This window comes from Pedobacter sp. 05L430, assembly GCF_056397585.1.
The window spans coordinates 145,631-167,542 of sequence record NZ_JBFTNT010000004.1 but is presented as its reverse complement, the minus strand read 5'-3'; the positions used below and the strand labels follow the sequence as shown (position 1 = coordinate 167,542).

The 21,912-nt window shown below is 39.1% G+C and carries 14 protein-coding genes; 9 read left to right on the top strand and 5 right to left on the bottom strand.

Annotated elements, in window-relative coordinates; genetic code table 11:
- Nucleotides 1-2 precede the first annotated feature (2 nt).
- Nucleotides 3-1,547, bottom strand: coding sequence for a glycoside hydrolase family 172 protein (locus tag AC1DG9_RS02565; protein ID WP_172661686.1), 1,545 nt, complete (start codon nt 1,545-1,547; stop codon nt 3-5).
- Between the two features lie 14 nt (nt 1,548-1,561).
- Nucleotides 1,562-3,244, bottom strand: coding sequence for a hypothetical protein (locus AC1DG9_RS02560; protein ID WP_216854413.1), 1,683 nt, complete (start codon nt 3,242-3,244; stop codon nt 1,562-1,564).
- 151 nt (nt 3,245-3,395) lie between these two features.
- Between AC1DG9_RS02560 and AC1DG9_RS02555 the strand changes: the two genes are divergently transcribed.
- The 7 genes from AC1DG9_RS02555 to AC1DG9_RS02525 all read left to right on the top strand — a co-directional run bounded on the left by AC1DG9_RS02555 (nt 3,396) and on the right by AC1DG9_RS02525 (nt 12,659).
- Nucleotides 3,396-5,888, top strand: a complete 2,493-nt coding sequence (locus tag AC1DG9_RS02555) for a glucosidase family protein (protein WP_477634270.1) — start codon at nt 3,396-3,398, stop codon at nt 5,886-5,888.
- Nucleotides 5,889-6,046: 158 nt separating this feature from the next.
- Nucleotides 6,047-7,990: a prenyltransferase/squalene oxidase repeat-containing protein gene (locus AC1DG9_RS02550; protein ID WP_288883898.1), complete on the top strand. Its 1,944-nt coding sequence runs from the start codon at nt 6,047-6,049 to the stop codon at nt 7,988-7,990.
- On the top strand, nt 7,980-9,176 hold the full coding sequence (locus AC1DG9_RS02545) for a site-2 protease family protein (RefSeq protein WP_288883899.1): 1,197 nt from the start codon (nt 7,980-7,982) through the stop codon (nt 9,174-9,176). The genes AC1DG9_RS02550 and AC1DG9_RS02545 overlap by 11 nt, the downstream gene beginning before the upstream one ends.
- A 45-nt stretch (nt 9,177-9,221) precedes the next feature.
- On the top strand, nt 9,222-9,380 hold the full coding sequence (locus AC1DG9_RS02540; protein WP_172661689.1) for a hypothetical protein: 159 nt from the start codon (nt 9,222-9,224) through the stop codon (nt 9,378-9,380).
- 76 nt (nt 9,381-9,456) lie between these two features.
- A complete protein-coding gene (locus AC1DG9_RS02535) occupies nt 9,457-10,665 on the top strand; it encodes a carboxypeptidase-like regulatory domain-containing protein (RefSeq protein WP_288883900.1) in 1,209 nt (402 codons plus the stop codon).
- A gap of 59 nt (nt 10,666-10,724) precedes the next feature.
- Nucleotides 10,725-11,870: a radical SAM family heme chaperone HemW gene (gene hemW, locus AC1DG9_RS02530; RefSeq protein WP_288883901.1), complete on the top strand. Its 1,146-nt coding sequence runs from the start codon at nt 10,725-10,727 to the stop codon at nt 11,868-11,870.
- Nucleotides 11,871-11,873: 3 nt separating this feature from the next.
- Nucleotides 11,874-12,659 (top strand): SDR family oxidoreductase, encoded by a 786-nt coding sequence (locus AC1DG9_RS02525; protein ID WP_172661692.1) that lies wholly within the window; start codon nt 11,874-11,876, stop codon nt 12,657-12,659.
- Between the two features lie 121 nt (nt 12,660-12,780).
- Here the strand turns inward: AC1DG9_RS02525 and lacZ are convergent, their stop codons facing one another.
- Nucleotides 12,781-15,939: a beta-galactosidase, LacZ type gene (lacZ, locus tag AC1DG9_RS02520; RefSeq protein ID WP_477634269.1), complete on the bottom strand. Its 3,159-nt coding sequence runs from the start codon at nt 15,937-15,939 to the stop codon at nt 12,781-12,783.
- A gap of 148 nt (nt 15,940-16,087) precedes the next feature.
- Here lacZ and AC1DG9_RS02515 point away from each other — a divergent pair, with 148 nt between their 5' ends.
- Nucleotides 16,088-17,401: a DUF3472 domain-containing protein gene (locus AC1DG9_RS02515; protein WP_288883604.1), complete on the top strand. Its 1,314-nt coding sequence runs from the start codon at nt 16,088-16,090 to the stop codon at nt 17,399-17,401.
- A 40-nt stretch (nt 17,402-17,441) separates the two neighbouring features.
- On the opposite strand, the gene AC1DG9_RS02510 is transcribed toward AC1DG9_RS02515, so the two are convergent.
- Nucleotides 17,442-18,707 carry a DUF1501 domain-containing protein gene (locus AC1DG9_RS02510; protein ID WP_288883605.1) on the bottom strand — a complete coding sequence of 422 codons (1,266 nt, stop codon included), beginning with the start codon at nt 18,705-18,707 and terminating at the stop codon, nt 17,442-17,444.
- Between the two features lie 19 nt (nt 18,708-18,726).
- On the bottom strand, nt 18,727-20,610 hold the full coding sequence (locus AC1DG9_RS02505; protein ID WP_288883606.1) for a DUF1800 domain-containing protein: 1,884 nt from the start codon (nt 20,608-20,610) through the stop codon (nt 18,727-18,729).
- A gap of 288 nt (nt 20,611-20,898) precedes the next feature.
- On the opposite strand from AC1DG9_RS02505, the gene AC1DG9_RS02500 reads away from it, so the two are divergent.
- Nucleotides 20,899-21,780: a cupin-like domain-containing protein gene (locus tag AC1DG9_RS02500; RefSeq protein ID WP_288883608.1), complete on the top strand. Its 882-nt coding sequence runs from the start codon at nt 20,899-20,901 to the stop codon at nt 21,778-21,780.
- Nucleotides 21,781-21,912: the final 132 nt, after the last annotated feature.

Genomic DNA, 21,912 nt, shown 5'->3' with positions numbered 1-21,912 from the left:
TTTTACCTAAAGCCATACCAATAAGTTGTAGCAGCACAGTCGGCTTCGCCATGTGCCCAGCCCAACATTTCCAGATCATATTTAAAGTCTGTTTTAAAAGTTACGCCATCAAGATTCCTTGTTCTGGTAAAAGTATTGTGACCATAAGAATCTTCGGTATCGGCCCGAGGTGCATTGGCAAAAGGAGATTGATAAAGCACCACTGGAGCCCATGAAGTATTGTAATAATCTTCGGCTCCTGTGCCAAATTCTGAAGGGAAGGTTTCGCCGTCTACATATAGCTTCTGATCACCCTCACCATACCAGGTATGCATGTGATTGAATACTGCAAAACTATCTCCAAGGAAGATGCCTTTGCCTTTAATTTTGCTAAGCTGCCATTCAATAGCTCCGGATGTCTCATCCCATTTCTTTATCGGAACCTTTTCTGAAAACTTCCAATGTGCATGAAAATACATACTGTTACTATTCCATGAATAAGGCTGACTGATTGCTTTTAATGTGATGGAAACCGACTGATCGCTCTGGTTTTCTAATGATACAGTAGCAGATTTCTGATAAGGCATTGTCCACCTGGATATAATTTTTCCATCGCCAGTAACAGTTCTATACCAACTTTGCAAAGGCCTGCCACCTACTCCTGATCCTGAAAAATCACCTATCGGACATTCAACACTTTGCTCGCCATCAAACTTGATCTTAAGTATGGTTGATCTCAACAGCTTCTCTAGACTTTGATTATCCTGCGTTGAAACTTCAATGCTTAAGAATTTAACTGCATTTGTTCCCTTGGGCAGGTTTACAGATGCCGTTTGCTTTGGCAGAATAGTTTGATTTATTAATGACTGTTTTCCTTTACTAACATTAACAGGATTTAAAAGCTGCGTGTTAACTTTATCTAGTAAAGTGGTTAAACTCCTAGCCTCCTTTAAACTAAATGTTCTGACGGTTGTACTTGGGTCATATTTGCGGAAATTGATTTGATAATATCTGGGTTCCTTTATTTCGGGTTGTGCATCTTCCCAGGTAACCTTACAGTGTTTTGCGTAAGGCATGGGTAGATAAAGTGTACTGCCTCCTTTTTCTAATGGTTGATAACTGGAATGAGGGATTAATAAGGCTGGGCCCGGTTTTAGGTCGATCTTCATCAGATCGTAAGATGGTATAACAATTTCCGGTATGGGATTGTTATCAAAATAAATTCTCAGTTTGCCCGCTCTTTTAAAAGTGGTTAGCCAGAAACGCACCAGTGCACCGGGGCCTTCCTGATCGAGCATAACATATTCTTTATGCCCTTCATTCTGCTCTACCCTTATAAATTGTGAGTTATCGCCATTGGCAAACCATCCTGGTTTATCCGGCGAAATGGAATGACGATCGTAACTGCTGGCCTGCCCTGCACTGTAATAAGGCTTGGGCCAATAAGTAACAGCATTAAAATCTGTCATTTCTTTAAGCAGTGAGGCTGTGGATACCGTTTGTGCGTGTCCAATAAATCCGCCAGCTATCAATAATATTATTAAAAAACCTGTTGTAAATTTTTGCATATGATTAAATCGCTCTACTTTTTACCAGAAAAATCAACCTGCACAGTATTCTTAATTGGCTTTATCCTGAAAACTGTTTTATCATCTGGCTTACTAAAGGTACCTTTAATTGCTGTAATAGAATAGTCCATTCCTTCAAACTGGCAATCAATTTTATTGGCATTGATTGCTTTAAACGGAAGCACAGCATTTTCTGCAGCAGTCATATCCAAGAACCAGTTGATAGGCTTGCCACCTTTAACACTTAATGTCATTTGCCTTTCATCAATATCCATAACCAACGATGCACCCTTGTCTTTTAAAGGCCATATGATGTGTAATTTTCCTGTAGCCGGGCTTTCGATGACAGGATTCCCTCCTTCAAGCAATACTTCTTTGCCATTCTCCAGGGCTTTAAAACGCATACCCGCTATAGTGCCGGGCTTACTCCAGATATAACCGTCTACAAAAGGAAGTGTAAAAAAAGAGCACTCATTAGAGGTTGCTTTATCTTTGGTATAAACAGAAGGGAATTCCTCATTAAACAGGTGAATATCACGAAAGTTTAAAGATCCGTTTTCCCACAATAAGTTAACCCTATAGAACCTGCTGTTGAACCACACAGTTTTCCGGTTGCTTCCCGGAAGGTCTGTATTTACTGTAACAGAAGTTGCCGGGGTTACTTTATAATTATCTTTAAACCACTGTCCGGATTCTGCCAATGTTTCTACTTTTACTTTGTTCTCGTCTCTAAGTTTTGCAATTAACGGTAACTGAATCTGAAAACCTTTTGACATTGCATCCCAGGTAAACGAATTCTCCTGACCCGCCTGAGTGTAGGCAAATTCCATAGACTCTCCTTCAACAAATTCTTTAAAGAACCAGTTTACCCAGGTAGAATCTCCTCCGGCATCAGGATAAACAGGCTCAAGTGTAATTACCCCTTGTCTGTCGGTACCTAAACCATTGTCGTATTGACGGATCGGATCGCTTCCAAGCATTCTGAAAATGGGAACAGGTAATTGGTTCTTTTCATTTTGTGCCGGCATGTACGAATTTATTTTGCTTGGGTAATAAGCCTGATTCCAATAGCCACCCCATAAGGTATAGCCATCTGTACCTACCTGATCTTTACAATTGCTGGAGGCTATAATATGATATTTTTCGTACAGGTAATTTAAGGTATGAGAATCAATGAACCAAGAGCCTACGGATTTAGGATAATATCCAAATATGCTTTTAAAATCGGCCATGTACACATCGGCCAGTTTCTCACGCTCTTCTGGAGAATACCCTGTAGAAAAACCAATATCCGCATGCCAGTCCCAAGGATAACGTCCACGCCATTTCAGTCCGGCTTTCTCTACCATTGGTTGTGGAATTTCCCACCATGCACCAATTTCGAAAGCATCCTTAGGTAGGCTTTTTAGCAGCTTTTGATAACGGCTGTCCATCAGTGCATCATACTGTAATAGGAAAGTCCCACCTAAACGGTACTTCTTCATCATTTCTACTTGCTTAACTACCGTTTGATAAAGCACATCCTCAGTAATCTTTGGATCTCTGGGTTCTAGCAAACGGATAAAATTCACAATATTGATGATTTTTGGTTTTGGTTTTTCTTTGGTATGACCAGAAAATGGACTTGCAATACCTGCAAGGAAGCAAAGTAAAAAAAGGAATCTTGTTCTCATTGGAATATAAATGGTTTTCATCATTACCACAAATTTAACGCTATGAAATCCTTAGCCATCCTGTACTGTTCTGGCCTGATAAGCAAGTATCAAAAAGTATAAAGAAAATGTTCTTTACTATAAAAGCGCTATTTTGATTTACGGTTAGCTTTGATAGATATACCCAAAATTTATAATGATGAGATTTATCCTACTACTTTCCTTTTTTCTGTTCCTTTTTCAAGRCACCTGTTTTTCTATTGAAATAGAGAACCGTGATATTAAGCATAATGTTAGTGCCAAAACAATTACAATCACTGTTCCTGATAAAAAAACATCAATTACAATTGATTATTCAAATGGCTGTGTAATTAAACAATTGAGTTTAAATGGGAAAAATACGCTTTCTCCGTCAGGGGTTTATACAGGAATCAGAACAAGTAATGCAACCTTTTCTTCGGCCGATGATAATAAGCATATCACGCTTACTAAAAACGCGAATGGGATAACGTTAAGTGGCATTAGCTATGGAAATGGCACAATTTCAGTGAAAGAAGTGTGGGATTTCAAATTGAATGGCAACAAGATAATTTGGGATATCACACGTGATTACAATAATGCTGCTAGTCTGGAAGATATGGCATTTCCTAAATGGAATTTTACTGACCTATCTGTTTGGAAAGGGGGAATTATGGATAATGGTGGCATGGTTTGGTGTAAATACCTTAAACAGGTAAACGATACGTATGGCGTGCATACAGGCGGAGTAACTTTCTGGAATACCGAATCTGGAGATGCATTGCGTATTACAGCAAAAACTGATAAAGGCAAGGAGATTGCTTCAAAGTATTCGCATAGCGAGAAAAATGAGTTTACCTGTACGCAATTAGTAACAGATACACAACTGAAACAGCGATACGACTTAAGCAGGTTTGTGTCGGGCAAGGCCGATGTATTTGCTCCTTTTGAAGTTAAAAAAGGAAAACTTAAAGTAAGTTTTGAACTGCAATATGTGGATTATAACCGCGAATATTCAAGGGGAACCTTGGCGGGTATTGATGCCGTGGCAGTACGGGAACTGCTAAACACAACCGGGCGATATGGTGTAGTAGATAACAATATAATAGGTGCAAATGGCTGGTTAACGAATTGGAAATGTTTGCATGAGCCTTTCTTTGCACAGATCGGGATGGCGGTAAATGACCCGAACTATACCAACAACATGTCGGCAACACTAGATCAGGAGCGGGACCAGGCCATGCTTRGTGATGGCCGTGTTTTATCGCGCTGGCACAATGCTGCTGGTGATGAGATACCGGGAACATATAATTCTAAGACCGGATATTATGAAGCAATGTGGGGCTATACAATAGACTCTCAAACAGGCTACGTGATTAATACCAGCGAGCAATTTGATTTAAACGGAAATGTTGATTGGTTGCGGTCTCATCAATTGAGTGTAGAAAAAGCCTTGGATTGGCTGATCAAACGCGATTCGAATAATAATGGGATTTTTGAGATGATGAATGATGGCATTGCCGATAAAAAAGCAAGCGACTGGTTAGATATTGTGTGGGCAAGTTTTGAGAATTCTTTTGTAAATGCACAGATGTATGAAGCATTGACCCTATGGTCTAAATGCGAAAGGATATTGGGCAACCAGCAAAAATCAGATCACTATTTGGCCATAGCTTCGCGCCTAAAAACCGCTTTTAACAAGCCGGTTGAGGAAGGTGGATTTTGGTCGGCGGCTAAACAGCAGTATGTATATTGGCGAGACAAAGATGGCTCTGTACATGGCGATAATCTGGTTACACCAGTAAATTTTGCGGCTATAGCGTTTGGTATATGCGATGACCCAAAAAGAATAGCGTTGATCCTTGATCAGATAGAGTACAGATCTAAAGCTGAGAATCTTTTTCACTGGCCATTGTGCTTTGATTCTTTTAAAAGAGAAGAGGTTAGTGAGGGCAACTGGCCTTTCCCAAAATATGAAAATGGTGATATATTTCCAACCTGGGGATACCTTGGTATAAGGGCTTATGCTAAATACGATAAGGCTATTGCACTTAAATACATCAATAACTTGCTGGACCAGTATAAAAAGGATGGGCTCTCTTCTCAGCGGTATAGCAGAACTACTCAACTTGGATTGGGTGATGATATTTTGGCTGGCATAAGTACAAGTATTACAGCTTTATACAGGGATATTTATGGAGTCAGGCCAAAATGGAACAGGATGGGATTGGAACCGAATATGAGTAGCACGCTAAATGGAACCAAATTCTCTTATACAAACCGCAACACAGTTTATAACCTGGAACTGAGCGTTAACAACTATTTAATGCGCACCAATGGTTTTTCAATAAAAAGCAAAGAGAGCTTTGGTGCAAATAAGGCAGGTAATATACTTACTTATTATCCGCACAATGACGATGTGATGTTGCTTCAGATTAATTCCGCAAGCAATCGTAGCATAAACATGGAGATTAATTCATGGGATGCTAATGCATATTCATGGACCGTTACCTCGCCTGACAAATATCTATTTACAATCAAGGGGCTGGCTCCTGGCAAAAAGTATGAATTAGCTATAAATGGAGTTGCTAAGCATTTTACATCAAAAAATGACGGTAGCTTTTCAATAGAGCATACTTGCAAGTCGACCACTAAATTTGCGGTAAAATAACCTTACATATGTAACAGCATTAAAGTAAAAATACTGGTTTTCAGTGATTGACCAGACAGATCTCACTGATTAAATTTAATTTCTAAAACTTTAGAGCGTAAAAATCCAAATAAATATTACTGGTTTTTACAATTTTCGTTTAAGTCAAGAGTTAAATTATGAGTAAAACTACTGACCAGTTTAGTGAATATGTGAACACGCTTTTCCTAGAAAATGCGACGAAAGAAGCGCTTACTTCTCCGGATTTATATCATTCGCATAGCTTTTATCTTAACTTAATTCCCCTTCTTACAGAGAATGGGAAAAATGATATTAATATACCGGCAGCCAAACTTGAAAAATTAGGCATCGCCAGCTACCTTTATTTTAGGGCACTATTGGTTTATGACCATATGACTGATAGCCAGACGGAAACGACAGAGAAGAAAACAAATCTTTATCTTTTTTTTAGTTTTTTCGAGAGATCAGCAGCAGAGCTGGGGAGGCTGTACGAGAATAGCAATCCGTTCTGGCAGTACTTTGAAGCCTGCAAACTAGAGTACTTCAACACCACCTTGTTAGAAAAACAATGGTCACAAAAAAGACCCGCAATTACTGAAGCAGTATTTAAAAAAATTGCTTCCGGTAAGTCTGCAGTATGTAATGCCATTGTTTATGCATTGAATGGATTGATGCCTAAGGATTTTCAGCATACTCCTGATTGGTTAGAATGTCTGCAGCACTTGCATATCGGATTTCAATATCTTGATGATCTCGACGATTTTAAAAAAGACGGAATAGAACAACAATGGACATATACCCACAGCCAGGTTGAGGAAGCAATTAAAGATCAAGGGCATAATCTATCGGCGGTTTCAAGTGACGCTAAATACCGCTATCTCTTTCTTTCAGGCATAGCTGTAAGAAATTTAGAGAATGCCATTGATCATTTTCGGCTTGCAAAAACAATAGCTGCAAAAACACAGCTTCACAGGCTTGTGACATTTATCACAAGCAAAGAAGAAAGATGCCGTAATCAGATACGGGAGATAAGTCTGCTTATTGAGAAAACAAAGGACAAGGCCAAAAAAAGCACCGATCATTTACAGGCCAGAACAATACAGCACTCAACCACTGCAGGAATAGATTTTATGGCGGGCTCCTTACAGGAGGATGGTTACTGGCGCGATTTTCTGACCTCGGCCGGCTTTGGCAGAGATTGGATTACAGCTTATGTTGTTCTGCAGCTTTCGGATATACCCGGGAACGAAGCATTGATAGCAAAAGCATCAGAACAATTACTTTCCCGAACCGGAGCGGCGTATAATGAAAATATCATCGCTGACGCGGACTCTATTAATTTTTTTATATGGATGCAAAATAACAGGGGGGTAAATGTACCGGAGGCGACCGTGGTTAACTGGCGCTCGTTTATGCATAGTAATGGTGGGTGGGCGACTTATAACAATGAATTATCGCTGCGGGAAAAGCTCGGTTTAGACAAAGGTGTAAGCGTTGCAGGTTGGTTAATGCCTCATAACTGTGTGTCGGCTGTAGCTGCCTGTGTATTATCTTTTATGGAAATCAATGAGGCTTATGACGATACAATTGGTTATTTACTCAAACAACAACACGATGAAGGATATATTTCATCGTACTGGTGGACAAGTCCAATCTATGCCACCTCATTTAGCCTAATGGCACTTAGTAAGACAAAGAAATATGCAGATGCTGCGGCAAGGATGGCATGCTGGTTAAGTAATATACAAAACTCAGATGGTTGCTGGTATAATCCTGCCGTAAATGAGCCCAGTGCATTGTATACCGCGCTAGCCATGAAAGCACTACTACAATTCAACGATAAGCACTATACAGAAGAGATACAGAAAGGTGCAGAATGGCTTTTAAGAAACCAAACCGGCGACGGTAGCTGGCCCACCAACCGGGTATTGTTACTTCCGGCAACAAATGTTATCCAGTTAGAAACTGTTGAGCAATGGCGTAAAAGCTCATTTGGCGTGAATGTAATAATAGACGATCATAATCGTGTTTTCACTACGGCTACAGTATTAAATACGTTGCATTTGTACGAACAAAAATATTCCCTGATCCATGCTAGTTAAAGACCTCTCTCTTTCAGAAACAGACAATAGCCGATGGGTATTAAAAACCATGGATGGCCGCCATATGCTGCTTAATCAGGCAAGCGCGACGCTAGTGCAGCTACTTCAGAAACATCATGATTATGAAGCAGCTGTACAGGCCTTTAACCTGCATTTTAATACAGACCTGAGTACCGAAACATTTCGTCAGCTTACAAAGGAAAAGCTGTCCGGCTTTCAAATACTAACAGAAGAAGAAAATGGTAAAGTTCAGAAAAAGGGGAAATACCTGCATCTGCAAGTGCCATTTTTTTCACCTTCGGTAGCAGGAGCTTTGTCGGCCCCCTTTCGTTTCCTGTATTCACCACGTTTATTTTTCGTGTTGATCAGTATACTTGCGGGAGTAGTTGCCTGGATATTGATTAGTTATCCGTCGCAGCAGGCCTTCGAATGGACAAATGTCAACCTGTTACTTCTCGCCTGTTTGGTTTATCCTTCGGTGCTTATACACGAACTTGGGCACATCGCGGCCTCTCGTGCAGCGGGCGTGGAACACGGGGAGGTCGGTTTTGCCTTTTATCTTATTTTTCCTGTGTTGTATTCAGATGTAACCAACATTTGGCAGGTGCCTAAAAAGCGTCGTATTATAGTAAATCTGGCGGGTGCAACCAATGAACTCCTTTATGCTGTTTGTCTGTTTCTGATTTTTTATTTTACAGGCAACAAAACCCTGCTAACCGCCTTTTATCTCATCAATCTGAAAATATTGTTCGAACTGAATCCTTTTGTGCGTATGGATGGTTACTGGGTATTTTCAGATATTACCAATACACCAAATCTGCTGCCAAAGGCAAACAAACTGGTGAAGGACGTTTTCGGAGCAGTTTTCTCACGCAGCAAACATCTGCCGGCTGCGTTTAGCCGAACAGATAAATGGCTAATTATTTACGGTATGGCTAACACTGCTTTTATTCTGATTTATATGGGATTTATGCTTGTAAGCCACTTTGATAGTATAATTCATTTTCCGGCTATCCTGTTAGATCTGTTTATGAAAATGATAAGAATGGAACTTTCATTCAACAACTTGAAAAGTGAATATCTTTTTGTATTTATTTTTTATTGGTTAGTGGGGAGGATGTTATACCATTTTATTTTAAAAAACTCGCGGGTTACGTCAGCAAAGCTAGGCCGGGTGGCTTACTGATGTCTATTTAATTTCATCCGGTTTACCTATTAATTATTTACTATTATGAAAAATTCAACCGAAGAATTACAGAGCTATCAGCCAGAGTTGGTTAAAATGTTCGAAGTAGAAGAGCTTGAAGAGAGAATGGAGTTTGCAGCGTGGAGTCTTTCTGCTAAAGCGAGCAATGACGGCTGGGAAGCGAGTGCTACCGTTACCCTTTAGAGGTTAACAACCTACAATAGGAGCATGGTATTGCGCAATACCATTGCTCCTATTTTTATTTCTTATTTTTATCTCTATGCGATTTTATCAGATTCTTATTCTTTATTGCCTTAGTTTTATTTTTTGTACGCCAGCACTTTTTGCCCAGGCAAATCAAGGCATTAAACTGCATGGAACTGTTGCAGATTCAACTAATAAACAGCCCTTGCCCAATGCAAGCATTTACAATGAACAGGCTCAAAATGCTACCATAAGTAATGATGAAGGCGGTTTTGAGATTTATGCAGATGCCCTTCCTGTTACATTAAACATATCTTACGTTGGTTATCAAACACAAAAAATTACGGTGACAGATCCCACGCAACAGTTATCGATAGTGCTTAGTCCTGCATCCATCAGCCTTGACACGGTGTTGGTTGGCAGAGACAATGCAGTCCAGCTGATCAGGAAAGCATTTGAAAAGGTGTATGCCCATGCTACCAGGAAGTATTACGGCAAAGGATACATCAGACAGTTCACTAAGGAGGGTGATACCTACACCGGCATGCAGGAAGCTATATTTAACGGCCAATGGCAGAGTTTTGCCATGACTGGCTGGCAACCGTTACAAACAAGGTATGCTAATCTGGAGAAAAGTATGATCAGCTTTACAAACTTTAGCTTCTTTAGCTTTATGTCTACGGGATATTTACCAAGTAATGTGGTACGAAAACCAGTAACGAAAAGACCGGATTCTCTATATGATTGCCGTATCAGCCAATATATAACAGGAAGTAATATGCATGAAATTGCTGTGATTATGTGCACGCCTAAAACTAACAAGACAGATAATATGTTCGTTGGAAAGATATTCATTGATACTGAAAATTACGACGTATTGAAACTTGACGGGAAGATCGTTAACTTTTCATTTGACCTGAGTGGTCCACTAAAATTAAAAGACACAGAAGTAAATACTATAGTGAACTTTAAAAAGACTGCAGATGGTGCTACTGTTCTTGATTTTGCTGATATTAAATTCACCAGCAAAGCTGCATTTGGTTTTGTGACGGCTAAGAAATTGTTTTATGATGCAAAGATCTTAATGTACGATTATGATGATACGCTTTCGAAAGAGAAATACATGACTATCACACCAAAGACCGACGATGTGGGGTTGATGAAGAACATTCCATACAACAGTGAGAAATGGGATGGTAATACTATGATCTCACATACTCCACTGGAAAACGAGATTATAAGTTCTTTTGAACGTCGTAAACTAATTAGTAATTACCTTCGCTGATCGTGCCAGATTAATCTCTCTATTGTACACAAGTCATTTTTATACCTTATTTTTGCCAGATGTCCGGCATTTATATCCATATTCCTTTTTGTAAGAAAGCCTGTAGTTATTGCGACTTTCATTTCAGTACCTCTTTAAAATACATTGATGAGATGACTGATGCCATATGCGAGGAAATTATTCGAAAAAAATCCAGGATAACAGATCAGGTCGGTACTATTTATTTTGGGGGTGGAACACCATCAGTACTTCCATCAAAAGGTTTTGAAAAAATATTTAATACCATAACTAAACATTTCTCTGTTTCATCGGATGCTGAGATCACTATTGAGACTAACCCTGATGATCTTGATGCAAAAAAGATCAGCGAATTAAGGCAGTTACCCGTTAATAGATTTAGCATAGGAATACAATCTTTTTTTGATGAGGATCTGATATGGATGAACAGGGCCCATAATGCAGGCGAAGCTGAAACCTGCATAAAACGCAGTCAGGATGCAGGATTTGAAAACCTGAGCATCGACCTTATTTATGGCTATCCTTTACTAACAGACAACAAATGGCTAAGCAATATTAATAAAGCTATTGAATTCCAAACACCACATATTTCGGCATATTCATTAACTGTTGAGCCACGCACTGCACTTGCAAGTGCAATAAAAAAAGGCAAACAAACGCCTGTTAATGATGAACAGAGTGCTTCTCAATTTATTACACTTATTGACAAACTAAAAGAAGGTGGTTTTGAGCATTATGAGATTTCGAACTTCAGCAAACCAGACAAGTACGCCGTTCATAACACCAATTACTGGCGCGGGATTCCTTATTTGGGGATAGGCCCATCTGCTCATGGTTTTAGCGGTAAAACACGATATCTTAATATCGCAAATAATACAGCTTACTTAAGCGAATTGCAAGCTGGAAAACTCGCCGAAACGATTGAAGAGCTTAGTCTTTACGATAGGTTTAATGAATATATTATGACCTCATTAAGGACAATGTGGGGTACAAGTTTAACTAAAATTGAGTCTGATTTTGGCAAGGTGTTCTTAACGGACACTATTAAAAATATAAAGCCTTTTATAGAAAAGAAGTGGTTAGAAAATCAGAGTGACCAGCTTGTTTTAACGTTAGATGGGAAATTGTTTGCAGATCATATCGCATCTGAATTGTTTATAACAGAAGATGATCACCTTAAATATTAAGTAATGAATAGTAAAGTTGTTTGGATTACCGGCGCATCCTCTGGAATTGGCGAAGCTTTGGTTTATGAATATAATAAAGCAGGCGCAAGATTGATCATATCCTCACGCAATCGTGATGAGTTATTTCGGGTTAAAACGAACTGCAAGAATCCGGTAAACATTCATGTATTGTCCTTAGATCTTGAAAATACAGCCACCTTAAGCGGAAAAGCCGAAGAGGCTATTCGTATTTATGGTCATATCGACATTCTGATCAATAGCGGTGGAATTAGTCAGCGTGGATTGGCTCTGGAAACCGACCTCGAAACTGAACAACGTTTAATGAATGTTAACTTTTGGGGAACAACCATCCTAAGCAAAGCAGTGCTGCTTAATATGATTGCAAATGGAGGTGGTAATATTGTTTGCATAAGCAGCCTGGTTGGAAAGTTTGGCACAAAGATGCGCTCTGCTTATTCAGCATCGAAACACGCATTGCATGGATACTTTGATTCACTTCGGTCTGAAGTGTATGACAAAAAGATAAACATTACAATTATCTGTCCTGGTTTTATTAAAACGAATGTTACGCTTAATGCATTAACGGCAAATGGTACACCGCAGGGCACCATGGATGCTGCACAGGAAAATGGTATGTTAGCGGAAGATTGTGCCAGGAAGATCGTTCAGGCAGTAAAACTAAATAAGGAGGAAGTGTACATTGGGGGTAAAGAAGTGAAGGGAGTTTTGTTTAAAAGATTGTTCCCTTTAAGATTCTCTAAATACCTTAGAACTGCGAAAGTTACCTAACACTTCACCAGCAATCTGCAAGATGATAAAAATTGCAAACGTTTGCGCAATCATTTCAAAATCAGAACAAAGGGAATAGAAGCTAAAAAAGGGAGCGTAAATTTACGCTCCCTTTTTCTGGTTATTTTATTGGGTTTATCCAGTAAGAATATTCATGTTTTACAAAAGGAACTCTGTATTCCTGTAAAGGCATAGAACCCCAGCTATCGATTCCTTGTACACCACTTTGGATCAAATCCATGTGCATGTAAATTTTATCGCGCTTAACAAGTTCGCCTGAATGATACTGCTGTTTCTCTTCTTCCGGGTCAAGATCATCCAATGAATATGGAAGTGCTGAGAAGCTCAATAAGCTATCGGCCATACCAAAGCTTAACCCTTTTCCTTTTTTATCTGTAAAATTCACCCAGCGTACATCTGTTTTATTACCGCTTTCCTGTGGACGCGCATATGGGAAATACTGCTCATCAACAGTTTGACTATACAGGCCAATAGAGGACCCTGTTTTACGATCCCAATAGGTTTCTCCAGGGCCGCGGCCATAGAAATTTATTTTACTAAACTCTTTGCTTAATTGCAGATCATTACCGATACGCTGCATTAGCGGATACTTTCCTTTAATGGCTGTAAACTTGTTGTCTACTTTAACCACTCCATCTGCCCTTACTGTAAATGTCTGCGTTACAGAAGCATCACCATTTACCAGTTCTTTTGTAAATGTTACAGTCACATCACCCGCCCCATCTTGTTTAAGATCCGCCATACTTAGTTTACCTTCTGTATAAGCATTGCGCCACTTCCTTAAGCTACTGTTAAAACCTGCACCTATATCATTATCTGTAGGTGCACGCCAGAATGCCGGGATTGGTCCTTCGGCAAGCATTTGAACCCCTTTAATACTATAGCTGCTCATAGTACCCGCTGCCATATCAAAAGCTACAGAAAAGTCTTTGCCTTTTACAATAGCTTTACCTGATTCTTTTTCTATCAATAGCTTGCCATTAGCAGTTGCTATTTTAACAGGTTGGGCTGTACCGTTCCATGCAAATTGTTCTGCTGCGATGTTATATCCCGCCGGTAAAAACGGTTCTTCCTTTTTAAGGTTATAATAAATATTTAAAAAGTATTCTGCTCCTTCCTTAACCTTGGTTTTAATTGGTAAGCTGATCTCCTTTTCTGTTCTTGGATCAATATTTAAAGCACTTATATTACCTTTCTCTATAGCCTTACCATTTTCCAGAAGTTCCCATGCCAGCCCAACGTTATCAAGGTTTTTAAAGAAATAAGAATTATTGATGCTGATATTATTTGACCCGTTATAAGCTGTTTTAATATACTGATATACCTTTTTTACCTCAACAGCCATTGGTGTCATTCCTCTGTAATTGGTAACAACACCTTTTACACAAAAATCATTATCACTAAAATCCTGATTAACGGGACCGCTTAATGGAAAATCTCCACCATATGCATTAATGCGTTTACCATTTTTAACCGTATCAATTGCCTGATCTATCCACTCCCAAATAAAGCCTCCCTGTAAATTAGGCTGGCTTTCTATAACGTCCCAATATTCTTTAAAGTTACCCAAACTGTTGCCCATAATGTGCGCAAATTCACTCATAATAAGGGGTCTGTCTGGTTTGCTGTTAGCATATTCCTTAAGCCAATTCGGATCTGGATACTGAGGCACAATCATATCTGTATTGTAATCTTCTTCTGCGCGTTCGTATTGTACCGGCCTGATGTCATTTGACTTTAACCAGTCGTAACCCTCATAAAAATTAACCCCATTTCCCGCTTCGTTTCCAAGCGACCATGTGATTACCGACGAATGATTTTTATCGCGTTCATACATTCTTTTAATACGCTCCAAATGAGGAGCTCTCCATTGTTTATCATTACCCAGTGTATATGCCAGATCGTAATAGCGACCATGAGATTCTATATTCGCTTCGTCAACAACATAAAGACCGTATTCATCACATAACTCCATCCAATATGGATCAGGAGGATAATGAGAATGCCTAACTGAGTTTACATTCAGCTTTTTCATCATCTCCATATCTTTTCTCATATCGGCACGGGTAAGTGTATGCCCTTGGGTTGCATTATGCTCATGACGATTAACACCTTTAAAGAATACCCGCCTACCATTTACCAGAAAGTTATTATTTACCAGTTCTACAGTGCGGAAACCGATGCGCTGAGGAATAACCTCCAGCACTTCTCCTTTTTTATCTTTAAGTGTGATGAATAGTGTATACAGATTTGGTGTTTCTGCAGTCCATGCTGCAACATTTTCTACCTGTGTATTAAAGCTAACCGTACTTTTAAAATTTCCAAGAGCTGTTTTAACCCCTTTTGTTTCATCTTTGTAAACAGATTTACCTTTRGAATCTACCAAGTCTAATTCTATAGCGAAGCTATCAGGCTTGCTGTGCATGGTTTTATTGTCTATTCTGTAATTGTCTATTTCGGCAGTAAATGAAAGAACCCCATTTTTATATGATTTATCCAGTGTTGCAATTGCTTTAAAATCTCTTACATCTAATTTTGGTGTAGCATACAGATAAACATCTCGCTCAATTCCCGAAATACGCCACATATCCTGGCACTCCAAATAACTTCCATCACTCCAGYGGTACACTTGCAAAGCAACCAGGTTTTCTCCGGGCTTTATATACCTGGTAATATCAAATTCTGCTGCAAGTTTACTGTCTTCGCTATAGCCTACTTTTTTACCATTTACCCATATATAAAACGCGGATTTTACAGCCCCGAGATGAATAAATACCTGGCGGCCATCCCAATTTTGAGGCAGACTAAATTTTTTACGATAAGACCCTACCGGGTTATTATCTACTGGAATATCAAAAGGAGGATTCATTTTAGCGCCGGTATTTTTACGGCCGGCAAATTCGTATGGCTGATTTACATAGATAGGCAAGCCATATCCATTGGTTTCCCAATTGGCAGGCACTTTAAAATTATCCCATTTGCTATCGTCGAAATCTGTTTTAAAAAAATCATCCGGACGCTTATGCGGGTCCTGTACCCAATTAAATTTCCATTGGCCATTTAAGGTTAAAAAGTAATCGGATTTTTCTTTCTCTCTCTTAGAAGCCAGATTTTTGTTTTCAAAAGCAAAAGCTGATGCTCGCATTGGCATTCTATTAACTGAGACTACTTCGGGGGTTTGCAGTTCAGACGGCAATTGCTGTCCAATTACAGCCGAGGTAGCCAATAATAGAGATAGGGTTGTTAAAAAAGTTCTCATTTGTATTCTTAGATTGTATTATCCACCCTCGAACCTAATTATATTTTGGTTAAAACATTAGCGCAAACGTTTGACTTAAATTTAGTTCAACATTTTAATTATGGTTTTCATACATTTAATTTATAACACAAACCACACATAAATGAACATGAAAAGAACCACCCTGTTTCTGCTTGCATTTCAGTTTTTACTTAGCACAGTTTGCCTAGCAAAAGCCCAAAATAGCGCAGAACCTGAAACCATTACCATACCGCTTGGCGGGAATGGATGGGTAAACGAAAACTCGACAGCCAGCATTAAAAAGGAAGGTATAACCAATTGGTCTGCCGCTAGCGATGTAATTACCATCTATTTTAGAACAGAATCTTCCGGAGAAGCAGAGATTTCTTTAAAACTAAGTGTCCCGGAGGGGAAAAGTAAAATAAGTCTCACTGCCGAGGGCACGACTCTTGTGAAAGAAGTAGGTAATCTGGGCTCTGCTATAGTTAAAATAGGAAGCATTACCATTAAACAGCCTGGATATGTGAAGATAGAGCTAAAAGGACTTTCTAAAACAGGAGGTTTTTTTGCAGAGGTATCTGATTTAATTGTAAGTGGCAGCGAAGAGCTTTTAAAAGGTGCTGCTTACGTTAAAAACGATGAAGGCAATTACTTTTATTGGGGTCACAGAGGCCCATCTGTACATTTGGGTTACAAAATCCCTGCTGAAGCAGAAAACAATACGGAATGGTTTTACAATGAAATTCAGGTTCCGGTAGGTGAAGATAAATTAGGTACGTACTTTATGTCGAATGGCTTTAGCGGAGGATACTTCGGGATGCAGGTAAATTCACCAACTGAGCGTAGGGTTTTATTTTCTATTTGGAGCCCATTCTCCACTGACGATCCTAAATCCATTCCAGACAGCATGAAGGTTGTATTGCTTAAAAAAGGAAGCACAACAAAAACAGGCGAATTCGGCAATGAGGGTTCTGGCGGTCAGAGCTATATGTTTTATCCATGGAAAGCTGGAAAAAGTTATGCTTTTTTAATAAGAGCACAACCTAATAAAGACAAAAAAACGACGATATATACCGCCTATTTTAAGGATTTGGAAAAAGGAAACTGGCAACTTGTAGCCAGCTTTGAACGTCCAAAGTCCGGAGAGTATTTAAAAGGACTCCATTCCTTCTTAGAAAACTTCTCTCCATCAACAGGCGATCAATCCCGCAAAGCAAAATATAAAAATCAATGGGCCATTGATTCTGAAGGTAATTGGCATGAAGTTACCGCAGCAACATTTACAGCTGATGCCACTGCAAGAGAGAATTACAGGAAGGATTATGCAGGAGGAACAGAAGATTCGTCATTCTTTTTAAAGAATTGTGGCTTTTTTAATGATTTCACTCCAATAAAAACTCCTTTACAAAGAAAATCATCTGGAAAAGAACATCCTGAAATTGATTTTAAAAAACTGCCGTAAGGCCTATAAGGGTGTTTAAATCAAGTTTTGGACACCCTTATTAACTCATCACTCCTATTTTTGAGCCACTCCAGTCTGGGAACAGCACCTTATCATTATTAATTCTTAAATGCTTATCGGCAACCTCACTAAACACAGCTCTAAAATCTGTAGTAACTGCAAGGTCTCTTCCATCTTCAAGGTTTTCAATTGCAAGAGGATTCACTATACCATGTACTAATCCTCCCTTTACTCCATTTCCAAGAATAAAGTTGCAGGAAGCCCTGCCATGATCTGTCCCTCCGGTTCCGTTTTGTTTTACTGTTCGGCCAAACTCAGTCATGGTCATAACCGTTACGTCATCTTGCAGCGTATCTATGTCTGTCCAAAAGGCCATAATACTTTCACTGAGATCATTTACATTTCTTGCAAAAATTCCGGTTTCTCTTCCCTGATTAAAGTGAGTATCCCATCCTCCCGATTCAGCAAATGCCACTTCCATCCCTACATTCATTTTGATTAGCTGTGCAATCTGCTTCAAAGAATTTCCTAAGGCTGAATTAGGATAGATAACTCCATTGGTGGGTTTATAATTTTTCACATCTGTTTTTTGAAGCATTTTTATGGCTTCAAAACTCTCTTTCCCGGTTTCTTTTAATAGACCAGAGGAAGTTTGATCGTAAAGATCTTCAAAGCTTTTAGCAGCCATGTTGGCTCCATTAACATTACCCCTCATTTGAATGTTAAAATCTTGCAGGTTGCTAATGGCTACCGCGGGATTATCACCATAAAAAGATCTTGGTAAGGATGAAGTTAAGCTCACTCCTCTGAGGGGCGTTACTCCGTCGTGCCCAAGCAAGCCAACGGCTCTGTTTAGCCACCCACTTTCAGTACCTTTTTGAAAAGGCGTACCTGATTCCATATAATCCTGTGCGTCGAAATGAGAGCGTGTATTATTTGGAGAACCTATTCCGTGTACTATTCCCATTCTTTTTTCTCTAAATACCTGTTCAAAGGAGCCCATTGAAGGGTGTAACCCAAAACGGCCATCCAAATCTATCAAGGGTTTATTTGCAGAAGTTTTAGCAGCTGACATAAACAGAGACGGTCTCGCAGTCCTTAAATATTCGTCTGTAAAAGGAGTTACCGCCATAAGTCCATCCATAGCTCCCCGCTGAAAAATGCAAACTAGTATTTTCCTTCTTTCAAAAAGGCCTGGTTGCTTTATCCCGGCAACAGCATCGGCCAGAAAACCTGGTACTCCACCCATCCCTATTCCAAATAAGGCAAGTCCTCCTGCTTTTAAAAATCCCCTTCTTGATGTCATGATAGTTTTTTATTTAAATCTATTTACGTTGGAATTCAGGAGAACCAAGAATTACACCTACTACCTGAGCCAATTCTGAATTCTTCACATCTTCTTTTTTAGTTATTCTACCCTTTTTAACGCCTCCCATAACTTCGGTGTTGTCAATATTCGATGCTACGGGCGTGTTTTTCTCAGCAGCTATTTCTACTTTTTTATTTAAATCGGGATCCTTAAGCATAGGTTTCAATCTCTTTATGGTAGCGTCAAGATTACGTTCGGGCATAATGATCTTGCTGTATGTTGTTAAAGCTGCCTCAGCACTCTCGGGTTCATGATTATTGTTTAAAGCCGCCAGGTCAACCTTTATTCCTGGGATGCGCTGAGAAGCAAGTGCCAAACCAAAATTCATTCGGTTTAATAATGCTCCGGTATTAATCCAATATTGACCCCTATCTGGGAATCCTGTTGGAGCCTGATAATAGTACATCTTTTGTCCCATTTTGTTGATCCAGCTAAACAACTGATATGGTTGTGTAATTTGAGCATCTAAACTCCGTACTGCGCTAATGGCAAGTTCAAAAGGCGACTTTGTTTTTTCCCTTAAAGCATCAACCTTCCAGAATTCGGGAGAAGAAACCATGGTGATCATTACCTGTTTTATATCTCCGTCTGTTTTAATAAATGTTTTTGCCATTCTATCTATAAGCCGTGGAGACGGTTGATCGCTTACAAATCTTGTTGCAATCTTTTTTGAAATGAATTTTGCCGTAGAAGGATGATGGGCAAGCATGGTTAGTAAAGTTACACCTTCCTCATACCCACCATTGGCAGAGAATCGTTTGCCAAGCACKGTTTTCTCTCCATTATCATGCCAGGTGGGCACAAATAAGAAATCTCCCTGATGCACAAACCCTCTTTTTTCAAGATTAGTTTCCCCAACATTATCCATCAGCTTTTTCATTCCTGCACCATATCCATCTTCGCCCATTGGAGCGATAGTCCAGCCCGTTAATACCCTTGCCGCCTGCGTTACATCGTTCTGGTCATACCCCCCATCCACACCAAGTGTATGTAATTCCATTACCTCACGGGCATAATTTTCGTTTAATCCCCCTTGTTTCTTTTTAACCTGTGCTTTCCTATTCTTATTGCCACCTTTTGTTTGTACAGAATCATTTCTGACAGCTGCAGGTTGCCCGCTGCTACTAAAATTATCTAAATAGATAAGCATTGCAGGAGACTTAGCCGTAGCCAGCAGCAAATCGTTAAACTTACCAGTTACATTGGGTCTGATCACATCCCGTTCAAAAGCAGGAACAAAAGAAGCGCATTGGTTTTTGGTCAAAGAGACATTAAAGTGATTGAACCAGAAATCGGTAAGTAACTCCCGTAATTGATTATTCGTATAAGCAGCTCTTAAAATTTTCTGGTTAATAAACTGACGATATAGCTCTTGTTGGGGCTTTAGTCCATTCATTTCCATATACTCTTTAATCTGCTTTTTATACGCTGCCTGATTTCCTTTATTTACCGAATCTTTATCTATAGCTCCATCTTTAATGGCCATACGCAATACTCTTGCAGATCTGGGATATTTATTTTCTACATCAGTATTACTTAAATTGATATCATCAAATTGGGCCAACATTTTATCCAGCTCTTCATCTTGTAAGCTGCCTTCCAGCTGTTGTATAAACCATTTCTCTAAACCTATTTTCAGAACACGATCTACGTCTCCAGCCTTGGGGCCGTAAGTAAATCTGCTTAGCATGTGTTCGGCTGCCTGTCGCTCACTTAGTCCTGCTTGCTTGTAAGGGAATTTCAATTTTACAGTAACTGATTCCTTTTGAAAAAAAGAGCATAGGGTAATAAAAAACAAAACAAATACAAAAGAGAAGGGGATCTTAATGGCTGTTTTCATAGTTGTTTTGTTGGATTATGTTGGTATGACAATTAAAACGTCAAAAAGATTAATCAGCATATAACTTATTATGAATAGAGAAATCCGTCATTAAGATTTGAACGTATATATACTTATAAGCGTTGAAAATTTCATTGAAGTAAGACTTTCGGGTGGTGATCAATATGGCCGATGTAATTAAAAAGCATCGGCTTTTTTGTTTTGTCAGGGATTTTCAATTTTTGATATCTGCAATTCCCTTCACTATCGTTTTTCTATAATTTTGCTTTATCTTAATATTGAATTAACATGAAGTTTGACTTATCACCAATCGATATCGTTAATGATATTTCCAAAGAGGAATTCGAAAAGAACTACTTGAACGCCCGCAAACCGCTCATTATAAAAAACATGTCGAAGACATGGCCTGCATACGACAAGTGGAATTTAGACTACATGAAATCTGTTGTCGGCGATAGAACTGTTCCCTTATATGACAGCTCTAAAGCTGATCCTTCAAAACCGATTAATGCTTCAGCAGCTGAAATGAAGTTCGCAGATTATGTAGAATTAATTAGAAACACACCTACCGACCTCCGCATTTTTTTGTTTGACCCCATTAAACAAGCACCTAAACTACTGGATGACTATCGTGCACCGAAAGAATTGATGGGCGGTTTCCTGGACAGCTACCCAAACATGTTTTTTGGTGGAAAAGGTTCCGTTACTTTTTTGCATTATGATATAGACCTTGCTCATATTTTTCATACCCATTTTAACGGTCGCAAACATGTGATCCTTTTTGAAAACAAATGGAAAGAGCGCCTTTATCAAATTCCATATGCTACTTATGCATTAGAGGATTATGATGTTGAAAAGCCAGACTTTAATAAATTTCCGGCACTGCAAGGTGTTAAAGGAGTTGAAGCATTTCTGGAGCATGGCGACACTTTATTTATGCCTACGGGTTACTGGCATTGGATGAAATATCTTGATGGGTCTTTTTCTATTAGCCTAAGGGCCTGGGATAAATCATTAGCGGTAAAAGTAAAAAGTTTATATAATCTTACCCTTCAGCGTAAGTTTGATGATTTTATGAAAGCTAATTTCAAAGAAAAGTACATGACCTGGAAAGAGAAACTGGCTATCAAACGAGCAAACAGAGCGCTCGTCAGTCAGCAACCCTGTTAATAATGATCTAATCTTAATTTATTTGAAATAGTAGCTATGAAATAAATTAAGAATGACCTTATGAAGAGAAGGATTTTTTTATCTAAGTTTGTTTTAAATAAGGTCGGTAAACAGGCATTTCGCCGTTAACAC